Genomic DNA, 11,487 nt, shown 5'->3' with positions numbered 1-11,487 from the left:
CCGCCCGCCCCGCCCCCACCCGCTGCCACCTGTTCGGCCGGCGGGGATCGCCTGCTCGACTCGCGAGAAGTGCTGCGCGAGGTTTTGGTCGACCGTGGCGTGCCGCCGCCGGGCGGTGAGGTGCCCGTCAGGCGGCGAGGTGCCGGCGCACGGTCGCGGCGACCCGGCCGAGGTCGCGTGACGTGAAGCGCAGGAGGTCCACGGTGCCCGAGCCGGTGAGGAGGTTCTGGCGACGACGGTCCGCGAAGACCGCGACGGGGGTGTCGTGGTGCTCCCGGCCGTCGAGCTCGGCGACGAGCCAGCGACCGCCGCGACGCCGCCATCCCATGTCACCTCGAGCGACCACGGCGCCCGTCTCGTCGCGCACGGGGAGCTGCAGGGTGTCCGGCGGCACCTCCTCCTCGATGCACTCCAGACGGGCGAACGACTCCAGCGGGGACTCCGCCCGGTCGTCCGACAGCTCCCAGAGGTCGTGCCGGGTAGCGATGCCTCGCCGTCCGCGAGCGAGGTCGTGCGCGCGGGCGAGCTCGTCGGGCGTCAGAAGCCGGCGGCGCTGGACCGCGTCGAGGACGGCGAGCCCGTGGGAGCGAGGAAGCTCCGGGACGGCCTGGGCGAGAGCCCAGTCGAGCGTCACGACCCGGAACCCGTCGATCCTCGTCGTGCGCATCCCGTCGTCGAACTGGCGCAGGCGGACGCCGTCGCGATGCCGCCGGCGCGACGCCTCGTCGAGGGCGACCTGAGGGGTGAGCCGGTGCGGTAGACCCTCCACGCCGTGCAGCACCAGGGCGCAGGCACCGACGGCGACGGCGTCCGCGCCGAAGGCGAGCAGTCCGAGGAGCGCTGCGCGGCGGCGTCGGTCGTCGAGGCTCGTCACGGCAGACGACCGGAGCTCGTAGACGCTCATCGCGGCGCGGCGCCACTCGCGCCGGTCGACGAGCCCGCGGACCGCGCCTCGCGACAGTCCTGCCGCACCGGCCTGCGCGGTCGTGACCAGCCCTGCCTGCCGGGACGCGATCCGGAGGAGCTCGGCGGGGACGGCGGTGCGTGCGTGCATGACGCGATCTCAGCGGGTCGTACGCTGCCACCGCAGCATCGTCGTCGCGACCTGTGGACGACACCCCACGCCGCCCACCCTGTGGTCGGCGTCGACCAGGCGATCCGCGACGGACGAACAGGCGGTCCTGGTTCGTCCCGTCGACGGGACGAACCAAGACCACCTGCTCGCGCGGGGAGGGGGGAGGGGAGGGGAGAGAGTCAGCGCTGGAGGGCCGGGATGACCTGGCGCTGGAAGAGCTCGAGCTGGTCGCGGTCGGTCGCGGCGAAGGGGAAGTAGCCGATCGCGTAGCCGAGGCCCTGGGCGCGCAGCGCCGTGAGGGTCTCGACGATCTGCTCCGGCGTCCCGACGAGGGGGCCGTTGCGCCACGACGCGATGCTGTCGTCCGCCTTCTCGGGGAAGTACCGGCGGGCGTGCTCCTCGACGCGGGCGAGGCGGTCCGCGACGTCCCGCTCGGTCTCGCCGATGACGACGTTGTAGTTGGCCGACCGCGTGATCTCCCCGAAGTCGCGGCCCAGGTCGCGGCAGTGCTGCTCGAGCACGGCGGACTTGTGGGCGAAGCCCTCCGGCGACCCGTCGAAGTTCGTGTACTGGGCGTGCTGAGCCGCGATGCGCAGCGTCTTCTTCTCGCCGCCGCCCGCGATCCACAGGGGGATGCTCGGCACGGCACCCTCGCCGTCGACCGCCACGCGCTGCAGCGGCTGCGGGTAGCACAGCGCGCCGTCCACCTGGTAGCGCCGGCCCTCGAACGTGCCCGACGACCCCGTGCGCCACATGCGCGCCATGATCTGCACGCCCTCGTCGAGCGCGCGCAGGCGCTCGCCCGCGCTGGGGAAGCCGTACCCGTAGGCGCGCCACTCGTGCTCGTACCAGCCCGCGCCGATGCCCATCTCGAGGCGGCCGCCCGAGACGTGGTCGACCGTCGCGGCGACCTTCGCGAGGTACGTCGGCTCGCGGTACGCCATGCACGTGCACATCTGGCCGAGGCGCACGCGCTGCGACGCCGCGGCGAACGCCGCCATGAGCGTCCACGCCTCGTGGGTCGCCTCGGTGCTCGGGGTCGGGGTCGTGTGGAAGTGGTCGTAGACCCACACCCCGTCCCACGCGAACTCGCCGCCGGGCAGGGGCTCGCCCGCCGCCGCGTTGTCGGCGTAGTGGAGCAGGGAGAGCATCGTCTTCCAGTGGTCCTCGGGCGCGACGTCGACGAGGTCGTAGCGCCAGCCCTGCGGGATGAAGAGTCCGAATCGCATGCTCGTCACCCTATGCGGGTCCGCGCGGCCCGCAGCGCGCCCGCGGGGACCGTCTCAGCCCTCGGCCGTCCCGGCGGTCGTCGCCCCGGCCGGCTCGGCGCGGGCGCCGCGCAGGCGGCCCCGGCGCCCGGTGGGCAGGATGAGGTCATGATCGAAGCCTGGTCCGTCGCCGACGTCCGCGCCGCCGAGGAGCCCCTGCTCGCCGCGGGCGTGCCCCTCATGGAGCGTGCGTCGTTCGCGCTCGCCACCGTCGTCGCGCGCGACCTCGCCCGACGGCGGTCGGTCGCGCTGCCCGACGGCGGCCGCCGCGACGGGCGCGTCACCGGCGCCCGGGCGGTCCTGCTCGTCGGCTCGGGCAACAACGGCGGGGACACGCTGTACGCGGGCGCGTACCTCGCGCGCCGCGGCGTCGAGGTGCTGGCGGTGCTCACGGGCGAGCACGCGCACGCCGGCGGTCTCGCGGCGCTCCGGGACGCGGGCGGGCGCGTCGAGGTGCTCGTCGGCAGCCCGGACGGCGCGGCGTACGGCGACGGTCACGACGACCGCCACCGCGACCACCTCGACCCGCACGTCGCCGACCGGGTCGCTGGCCAAGCGGCGCGCGCCGACGTCGTGCTCGACGGCCTCGTCGGGATCGGCGCCCGCGGGGCGCTGCGCGGGGTCGCGGCGGACCTCGTGGAGCGCCTGGCCGCGGTGCTCGACGGCGGCCCCGCGCACGGTCCCGAAGGCCCCGGTCGGCCGTGGGTCGTCGCGGTGGACGCGCCGAGCGGCATCGGCGTCGACGACGGCACGGTGCCGGGCCCGGTGCTGCGCGCCGACCGCACGGTGACGTTCGGCGCCGCCAAGCCGGGGCTGCTCCTGCCGCCTGCGACGCACCTCGCGGGGCACGGCGCGGTCGTCGACATCGGGCTGCGCCTGGGCGCACCCGGCCCTCATGCACCCGGCGCTGACGCAGCCGGCCTCGGTGCGCCCGGACCTGACGCACCCGGCCTCGGCGCACCGGCCCCTGGTGCGCCCGCCCCCGGCGCACGCGGCCCCGACGCGCCCCCGCCGGACCGGGGGACCACGACGCCGGTCGTGCGTCGGCTCGAGCCGGCGGACGTCGCGGCCCTCTGGTCCGTGCCCGGCGCGACCGACCACAAGTACACGCGCGGCGTCGTCGGCGTCGTGGCGGGCACGCCGACCTTCCCGGGCGCAGCGGTGCTCGTCACGACCGCGGCCGTCCGCACGGGTCCGGGCATGGTGCGCTACGGCGGGCCCGACGACGCCACGCGCGCCGTCCTCGCGGCCCGCCCCGAGGTGGTGCCCGCCGCGGGCCGCGTCCAGTCCTGGGTGCTGGGCCCGGGCGTCCCGGCGGTCCCCGGCCCGGGCGACGACCCGGTCGACGACGGCGGCCAGCACGAGCGCGTGCGGACCGCGCTCGCCGCCGCGACGGCGACCGACGCGACGACCACCGACGCCACGACCACCGGCGCGACGACCACCGGCGCGACGCCGGAGCGCGTGCCCGCGGTCGTCGACGCGGGCGCTCTGTCCCTGCTGCCCGAGCGCTGCCCGCCGTCGGTCGTGCTGACCCCGCACGCCGGTGAGCTCGCGACGCTCCTGCGGGCGCGCGGCGACGACGTGGCGCGGACCGACGTCGAGGCCGAGCCGCTGCGCTGGGCGCGCCGCGCGCACGACGCCACCGGCGCGACGGTGCTGCTCAAGGGGTCGGCGACGGTCGTCGTCGGGCCGGAGGGCGCGTGGTCGCAGGCGGACGCGCCTGCGTGGCTCGCGACCGCCGGGGCGGGCGACGTCCTCGCCGGCATCCTCGGCACGCTGCTCGCGGCGCACGCGGAGCGCGTCGTGCGGGAGCCGGGCCTCGCCGCGCGGCTTGCTGCGGCGGCCGCCGTCGTGCACGGTCTCGCCGCCGAGCGCGCGAACCCGGGCGGTCCCGTCGCGGCGCTCGACGTCGCGGACGCGGTCCCGGGCGTCGTCGCGGAGCTGCTCGCCGCGCGCTGACCGCGCCCACGGCGTGCCGCACCACGCGCCGACCGCGCCGGTTGCGCCCGCGTGCCGACCGCGCCGCCGCGCACCCCACCGCACCCACGCGTGACCCGCACCGACCGCGGGGACGCCGCCGGTACCGTGGAGGGCGTGGTCCCCCTCCCCGTGCGCGACGGCCTCAACCCGACGCGCCTCGTGCTGCCGCACGACGCCGAGAGCGTCGCGCGGTACCCGCGCACCCTCGACTACGTGCGCCACCGCTTCCCCGACGACGCCGCGCGCCTCGCGGAGAAGGTCGCGGCGGGCGAGGTCGTCGACGGCCGCGGGCGCCCGGTCGATGCGCGCACGCCCTACGAGCCGCGCGGGTTCGTGTTCCTCTACCGCGACCCGCCCGCCGAGCCGGACGTGCCGTTCGAGGTCCGCGTGCTGCACCGCGACCGGGACCTGCTGGTCGTCGACAAGCCGCACTTCCTCGCGACCATCCCGCGCGGGGCGTACGTCGCGCGGTCGGTGCTGGTGCGGCTGCGCCGCGACCTCGACCTGCCCGAGCTCAGCCCGGCGCACCGCCTCGACCGCGTGACCGCGGGGGTCCTGCTGCTCACGCTGCGCCCGCAGGTGCGCGGGGCGTACCAGGAGCTCTTCGCGCGCCGCGAGGTGCGCAAGACCTACGAGGCGGTCGCGCCGTGGGACGCGTCGCTCGACCTCCCCGCGACCGTGCGCAGCCGCATCGTCAAGCGCCGCGGCGTCATGCGGGCCGAGGAGGTGGACGGCGAGCCCAACGCGGAGAGCCGCGTCGACGTCGTCGAGACCGACCCGGCGCGCGGGCTCGCGCGGTACCGGCTCGAGCCGCGCAGCGGCAGGACGCACCAGCTCCGCCTGCACATGGCGCGGCTCGGCGTGCCGATCGTGCACGACAACTTCTACCCCGAGCCGTACGACGTCTCGCCCGAGGACTACTCGCGCCCGCTCCAGCTCGTCTCGCGGTCGCTCGCGTTCACGGACCCGTTCACGGGCCGCGAGCGCCGCTTCGCGACGGACCGCGCGCTCTCCGCGTGGTGACGCGCGGGTGAGAGAATCGACGACCGTGAGCGACACCCAGCGCACGACCTCTCCCGGCACACCCCCCGGCACACCCGCCGGCGCCCCCGGCACCGTCCCGACCGGCGCCCGGGCGGGCTCCCTCGCGGGCCCCGCCCCGACGTCCCGCGCGAGCGGCTCCGACGGCCCGGACCCCCGCGCCTACCCGGCCCGCGCCGTCGTCGACCTGGCGGCGGTCCGCGACAACGTGCGCGCGCTCGCGGACCTGGCGCCGTCGTCCGAGGTGATGGCCGTGGTCAAGGCGGACGCGTACGGGCACGGGCTCGTCGCGAGCGCGCTCGGGGCGCTCGCGGGCGGCGCGACGTGGCTCGGGACGGCGCAGCCGGGCGAGGCGCTCGCGCTGCGGGCGGCGGGCGTCGGCCCGGACCGCGCGCGCGTGCTCACGTGGCTGTACCCGCCGGGCGCGCCGCTGCGCGACCTCGTGGAGGCGCACGTCGACGTGTCGCTCGCCGCGCGCTGGGCCGTGGACGAGGTGGTCGCGGCGGCGCGGGCCGCGGGCCGGACCGCGCGGGTGCACCTCGCGGTCGACACGGGCCTGGGCCGCAACGGGATCATGCCGGCGGACCTGCCGGACGTGCTCGACGCCGTGGCGCGCGCCGAGGCGGAGGGTGCCGTGCGCGTCGTCGGCATGTGGTCGCACCTGGCGTTCGCGGACGAGCCCGGCCACCCGACCGTCGTCGCGCAGGCCGACGTCTTCGACGAGGCCGTGCGCGAGGCCGAGCGGGCGGGCGTCGTGCCGGAGCTGCGCCACCTCGCGAACTCCGCCGCGACGCTCACCGCCCCCCGCACCCACTACGACCTCGTGCGCCCGGGCCTGGCCGCGTACGGGATGACGCCCGTGCCGCAGCTCGGGCCGCCGACGCGGTTCGGCCTGCGCCCCGCGATGACGCTCGAGGCGCGCCTCGCGACGGTCAAGCGCGTGCCCGGCGGCCACGGCGTCTCCTACTCGCACCACTACACGACGCTGCAGGACACGACGCTCGGCGTCGTGCCGCTCGGCTACGGCGACGGGATCCCGCGCCACGCGTCGGGCGGCGGGCCCGCGGGTGCGCCGGGCGGGCCGGTGCTCGTCGGCGCCCGCCCGGGCGAGCCCGGCGGGCGCGTCGTGCGCGTCGCGGGCCGGGTCTGCATGGACCAGCTCGTGCTCGACCTCGGCCCGGACGCGACCGAGCGCGCGGGCGACGTGGTCACGCTGTTCGGCGCGGGCGACGGCGTGGCGCGCGGCGGGGTCCCCACGGCCGAGGACTGGGCGCAGGCCGCGGGCACCATCAGCTACGAGATCACGACGCGCCTCGGTGCGCGCGTGCCGCGCGAGCACGTGGGGACGCACGTGCTCGACGACGGCGCGCGGGCGCTCCTGGCGCCCGACCCGAGCCCGCACGACAGCACGGAAAGGACGGTCCGCGCGTGAGCGACGACCCGAACCACTCGACCCCGGCGCCCGCCGCCGGGACCGCGGCCGACGACGCGCCGGGCGGCGTCGTCGTGCTGCCCGACGCCGAGGCGACCCGCGCGTTCGGCCACGCCCTCGCCGCGGTGCTGCGCGCGGGGGACCTGGTGATCCTCACGGGCGACCTCGGGGCGGGGAAGACGACGCTCACGCAGGGGATCGGGGCGGGGCTCGGCGTGCGCGGCCAGGTCGCGTCCCCGACGTTCATCGTCGCGCGCGAGCACCCGTCCGTCGTCGGGGGCCCGGCCCTCGTGCACGTGGACGCGTACCGCCTCGGGTCGCTCGACGAGGTCGACGCGCTCGACCTCGACTCGAGCCTGGACGAGTCGGTGACGGTCGTCGAGTGGGGCAGCGGCCTCGTCGAGGCGCTCGCGGGCGACCGCCTGGAGATCGTGCTCGAGCGCCCGCGCGGCGGGGTCGGCGCGGAGCAGGGTTCGGACGACGACGCCCCCGAGGCGGGGGAGCGGCGCGTGACCGTGCGCGGCGTGGGGGCGCGCTGGGCCGGCCTCGACGTCGCCGCGCTCACCCGGTAGTGCCCGGCGACGAGGACGGCCCCGCTCCCGGCCGTAGGCTGGAGCCGTGGCTGTTCTCGCGCTCGACACCTCCGCCTCCGTCACCGTCGCCGTCGTCTCCGACGACGGCGCTCGTCTCGCCCGCCGCGACGCGCCCGAGCGCCGCCGGCACGCCGAGGCGCTCGCCCCGCTCGTCGAGGCGGCGCTCGCCGAGGCCGGCGTCGACCGCCGCGACCTCACGGCGGTCGCCGTCGGGACGGGCCCGGCGCCGTTCACCGGCCTGCGGGTCGGGCTCGTCACCGCCCGCGCTCTGGGCTTCGCGCTCGGCGTGCCCGTGCTGGGCGTCCCGAGCCTCGACGCCGTCGCCGCGCAGGCCGTGAGCGACCTCGGCCTCGCGCCCGACGACGAGCTCCTCGTCGCGACCGACGCCCGCCGTCGCGAGGTCTACTGGGCGCGGTACCGCGTCGTCGCGCACGAGGGGCCGCACGCGGTCCCCGTGCTCGAGACCGTCGCGGGGCCCGACGTCGGCCCCGCCGCCGACGTCGCGACGCACGCCGCGGGCGCCGTCGTGGTCGGGGAGGGCGCCGAGCTGTACCCCGACGCGCTCGACGTCGCGCAGGACGCGCCGCAGGTCCCCGACGCCGCCGTGCTCGCGCGCCTCGCGATCGCGCGCCGGGCGGCCGGGCTCGAGCAGCCGACCGAGCCGCTGTACCTGCGCCGCCCCGACGTCCAGGAGGCCGCGGCGCGCAAGCGCGTGAGCGACGCGTCGCCGGAGCGGTCGCGATGAGCACGCGGTCGCACGAGATCCGGCTGCGGCCCCTCAAGGCCGCGGACCTCGACCGCGTCGTCGAGCTCGAGCGCGAGCTGTTCGGGCGCGGCGCGTGGACCTACGGGATGCTCGCCGACGAGCTCGCCGGGTTCGGGCGGTGGTACGTCGCCGCCGAGCCCGTGCGGCTCTACGCCGCGGGGCCCCAGCCGCTCGTCGGGTACGCGGGCCTGTGGTTCGACGGCGACGTCACCCAGGTCATGACCATCGGCGTCGACCCGGCGTTCCAGCACCAGGGCGTGGGCTCGGTGCTCCTGGAGGCGCTGGTCGAGCGGTCGCGCGAGCTCGGGGCGAGCGCCGTGCTGCTCGAGGTGCGCGTCGACAACGACCCGGCGCTCGCCCTCTACGCGAAGCACGGGTTCGAGCAGCTCGGGATCCGCAAGCGGTACTACCAGCCCGAGGACGTGGACGCGTACACGATGCGGCTCGAGCTGGGCGCCCCGCCGCCGCGCGACGAGCCGGACTACGGGACGGCGTCCGCCGACGTGGTCGCGTGACGGGCGACCTCGCGCGGCGCGACCGCGTGCTCGTCGACGCGCCCGGCCTCGCCGCGGCGCTCGCGGGCGACCGCCCGCCCGTCGTGCTCGACGTGCGGTGGGCGCTGGGCGTCACCGACGGGCGCGAGCAGCACCGCGCCGCGCACGTGCCGGGCGCGGTGTACGTGGACCTGGAGACCGAGCTCGCGGCGCCGCCGTCGCCCGCCGCCGGCCGCCACCCGCTGCCGGAGCCGGGCGACCTCCAGGAGGCGGCGCGGCGCTGGGGCGTCCGCGCCGACCGGGGCGTCGTCGTGTACGACGCCGTGGGTGGCACGTCGGCCGCGCGCGCCTGGTGGCTGCTGCGCTGGGCGGGCCACGACGACGTCCGCCTCCTCGACGGCGGCCTGCCCGCGTGGCGCGCGGCGGGGTACCCGACCGAGGAGGGCGACGTGCGGCCCGAGCCGGGCGACGTCGTCGTCTCCCCGGGCGGGATGCCGGTGCTCGACGCCGACGGCGCGGCCCGGCTCGCGGCGTCGGGCGTGCTGCTCGACGCGCGCGCGGGCGAGCGGTACCGCGGGGAGGTCGAGCCCGTCGACCCGCGGGCCGGTCACGTCCCGGGCGCGGTGAGCGCCCCGACGACGGGCAACCTCGCCGCCGACGGGACGTTCCTCGACCCGGATGCGCTCCGCGCGCGCTTCGTCGCGCTCGGGGTGGCCGCGCAGCCCGGGAGCACGACCGAGGGCGCGGCCGGGGAGGCGCCGACGTCGCGCCCCGTCGGGGTGTACTGCGGCTCGGGCGTCACCGCCGCGCACGAGGTCGCCGCGCTCGCCACGCTCGGCGTCGACGCGGCGCTCTACGCGGGGTCGTGGTCGCAGTGGTCGAACGACCCCGACCGCCCCGTCGCGACCTGACGCACGCCGCGCCTCCCGCACCGCGGAGCGCGCGCAGCCCCCGGACGCGACGAGGCGGCACCCCGGTGGGGTGCCGCCTCGGCTCGGACGGTGCGGGACGGGCTCAGAGGACCTCGGCGACCTGGTGGAAGTCGAGGCGCGCCTGGCGCGGGAAGTGCGCGCCTTCGTCGGCCGGGTAGCCCACGTTGATCGCGACGAGCGTGCGCCAGCCCGACTCGCCGAAGAACTCGGCGTCGATCCCGGCGGCGTCGAAGCCCGTCATGGGGCCCACGGACAGGCCGGCGGCGCGCAGCCCGACGATGAGGTAGCCGATCTGGATGAGGGCGTTGGTGCGGGCCATGCCCTCGCGCAGGTCCGCCTGCGGGTCGAGCTGCTCGGCGATGCCCTCGCGGAACGGCGCGAGCGTGCCGAGGTGCTGGTGGAACGACGGGTCGGCGGCGGCGACGATCGTCACGGGCGCGGCGAGCGTCTTGTCGCGGTTGAAGTCCGCCATGTGCGCGCCGAGGCGCTGCTTCGCCTCGGGCGTGCGCACGACGAGCAGCCGCAGCGGGAGGGTGTTCATCGCGGTGGGCGCCCAGCGGACGAGGTCCCAGGCGGCCTGGATCTGCGCGTCGCTGACGGGCTCGTCCGAGAACGCGTGCGTGGTGTGCGCCGCGCGGAACAGGCGGTCCGCGGCCTGCGCGTCGATCGCGAGCTGGTCGGCCTGCTCGCTCGGCGAGGCAGAGGACTCGATGAGGGTGTCGGTGCTCATGACTGGGACAAACAGTTGAACCCTTGATCATCTTCCGAGCAGACGGTGTGACGTGCGCGACACGGACGGTCCGGCCCCCGCGCGCGACTACCCTGGAGGCCATGGTCCCCACTGCTCCCGCGAGCTCCGGCGAGCCCCTGGTGCTCGGCATCGAGACGTCCTGCGACGAGACGGGCGTGGCGCTCGTCCGCGGTCGCGAGCTGCTCGTCGACACGGTCGCGAGCTCCATGGACGAGCACGCGCGCTACGGCGGGATCATCCCCGAGGTCGCGTCGCGCGCCCACCTCGAGGCGATGATCCCCACGCTCGAGCGCACGCTCGGCACGGCCGACGTCGACCTCTCCGAGGTCGACGCGATCGCCGTCACCGCCGGGCCGGGCCTCGTCGGCCCGCTGACGATCGGCGCCTCGGCCGCGAAGGCCCTCGCGCTCGCGCTCGGCAAGCCGCTCTACGGCGTGAACCACGTCATCGGCCACGCGGCCGTCGACGAGCTCGTGCACGGCGCGTTCCCCGAGCGCGTCATGGCGCTCGTCGTGTCCGGCGGGCACAGCTCGCTCCTGCTCGTGGACGACGTCGCGACGGCCGTCACCGAGCTCGGCTCGACGCTCGACGACGCCGCGGGCGAGGCGTTCGACAAGGTCGGGCGCCTGCTCGGCCTGCCGTACCCCGGCGGCCCGCACATCGACCGCCTCGCGCGCGAGGGCGACCCCACGGCGATCCGGTTCCCGCGGGGCCTCACCGCGCGCAAGGACCAGGAGAAGCACGCGTACGACTTCTCGTTCTCGGGCCTCAAGACGGCCGTCGCGCGCTGGGTCGAGGCCCGCCAGGACGCGGGGGAGGAGATCCCCGTGCACGACGTCGCCGCCTCCTTCGCGGAGTCCGTCGCCGACGTGCTCACCGCGAAGACCATCGCCGCGTGCGAGCGGCACGGCGTCTCGACGCTCGTCGTCGGCGGCGGGTTCAGCGCGAACTCCCAGCTGCGCGACATGGCCGCGGAACGCTGCGCCGAGGCGGGCATCGAGCTGCGCATCCCGCCGATCCGCTACTGCACCGACAACGGGGCGATGATCGCCGCGCTCGGCTCGGCCGTCGTGCGGGCGGGCGTCGCGCCGTCGAGCCTGGACATCGGCGTCGACTCGTCGATGCCGCTCACCGTCACGCACGTGTGACGGC

The 11,487-nt window shown here is 77.2% G+C and carries 11 protein-coding genes; 8 read left to right on the top strand and 3 right to left on the bottom strand.

Annotated elements, in window-relative coordinates:
- Window positions 1-127: 127 nt before the first annotated feature.
- Window positions 128-1,054 (bottom strand): type IV toxin-antitoxin system AbiEi family antitoxin domain-containing protein, encoded by a 927-nt coding sequence (locus RDI86_RS03935; protein WP_308820737.1) that lies wholly within the window; start codon window positions 1,052-1,054, stop codon window positions 128-130.
- Window positions 1,055-1,254: 200 nt separating this feature from the next.
- Window positions 1,255-2,304 (bottom strand): TIGR03560 family F420-dependent LLM class oxidoreductase, encoded by a 1,050-nt coding sequence (locus tag RDI86_RS03930; RefSeq protein ID WP_076405315.1) that lies wholly within the window; start codon window positions 2,302-2,304, stop codon window positions 1,255-1,257.
- Between the two features lie 147 nt (window positions 2,305-2,451).
- Here RDI86_RS03930 and RDI86_RS03925 point away from each other — a divergent pair, with 147 nt between their 5' ends.
- The 7 genes from RDI86_RS03925 (at window position 2,452) to RDI86_RS03895 (ending at window position 9,563) form a co-directional block, all read left to right on the top strand.
- Window positions 2,452-4,305 (top strand): NAD(P)H-hydrate dehydratase, encoded by a 1,854-nt coding sequence (locus RDI86_RS03925; RefSeq protein WP_308820736.1) that lies wholly within the window; start codon window positions 2,452-2,454, stop codon window positions 4,303-4,305.
- Between the two features lie 135 nt (window positions 4,306-4,440).
- Entirely contained in the window at window positions 4,441-5,349 is a 909-nt protein-coding gene (locus RDI86_RS03920) for a pseudouridine synthase (RefSeq protein ID WP_308820735.1), read from the top strand.
- Window positions 5,350-5,554: 205 nt separating this feature from the next.
- Window positions 5,555-6,799, top strand: coding sequence for an alanine racemase (gene alr / locus RDI86_RS03915; RefSeq protein WP_308820753.1), 1,245 nt, complete (start codon window positions 5,555-5,557; stop codon window positions 6,797-6,799).
- 74 nt (window positions 6,800-6,873) lie between these two features.
- The gene (gene tsaE / locus RDI86_RS03910) at window positions 6,874-7,371 is read left to right on the top strand and encodes a tRNA (adenosine(37)-N6)-threonylcarbamoyltransferase complex ATPase subunit type 1 TsaE (protein ID WP_308820752.1); all 498 of its coding nucleotides are present in this window, start codon (window positions 6,874-6,876) and stop codon (window positions 7,369-7,371) included.
- Window positions 7,372-7,417: 46 nt separating this feature from the next.
- On the top strand, window positions 7,418-8,137 hold the full coding sequence (gene tsaB, locus RDI86_RS03905; protein WP_043660420.1) for a tRNA (adenosine(37)-N6)-threonylcarbamoyltransferase complex dimerization subunit type 1 TsaB: 720 nt from the start codon (window positions 7,418-7,420) through the stop codon (window positions 8,135-8,137).
- The gene (rimI, locus tag RDI86_RS03900; RefSeq protein WP_308820734.1) at window positions 8,134-8,673 is read left to right on the top strand and encodes a ribosomal protein S18-alanine N-acetyltransferase; all 540 of its coding nucleotides are present in this window, start codon (window positions 8,134-8,136) and stop codon (window positions 8,671-8,673) included. The genes tsaB and rimI overlap by 4 nt, the downstream gene beginning before the upstream one ends.
- Window positions 8,670-9,563, top strand: a complete 894-nt coding sequence (locus RDI86_RS03895) for a sulfurtransferase (protein WP_308820733.1) — start codon at window positions 8,670-8,672, stop codon at window positions 9,561-9,563. The genes rimI and RDI86_RS03895 overlap by 4 nt, the downstream gene beginning before the upstream one ends.
- A gap of 103 nt (window positions 9,564-9,666) precedes the next feature.
- On the opposite strand, the gene RDI86_RS03890 is transcribed toward RDI86_RS03895, so the two are convergent.
- On the bottom strand, window positions 9,667-10,314 hold the full coding sequence (locus RDI86_RS03890) for a malonic semialdehyde reductase (protein ID WP_168944699.1): 648 nt from the start codon (window positions 10,312-10,314) through the stop codon (window positions 9,667-9,669).
- A gap of 101 nt (window positions 10,315-10,415) precedes the next feature.
- Between RDI86_RS03890 and tsaD the strand changes: the two genes are divergently transcribed.
- Window positions 10,416-11,483, top strand: a complete 1,068-nt coding sequence (gene tsaD, locus RDI86_RS03885) for a tRNA (adenosine(37)-N6)-threonylcarbamoyltransferase complex transferase subunit TsaD (protein WP_076405092.1) — start codon at window positions 10,416-10,418, stop codon at window positions 11,481-11,483.
- The last annotated feature ends 4 nt before the right edge of the window (window positions 11,484-11,487 follow it).

Source organism: Cellulosimicrobium sp. XJ-DQ-B-000 (assembly GCF_031119065.1).
Taxonomy (GTDB): domain Bacteria; phylum Actinomycetota; class Actinomycetes; order Actinomycetales; family Cellulomonadaceae; genus Cellulosimicrobium; species Cellulosimicrobium funkei.
This window is presented reverse-complemented; position numbering and strand designations above follow the sequence as displayed.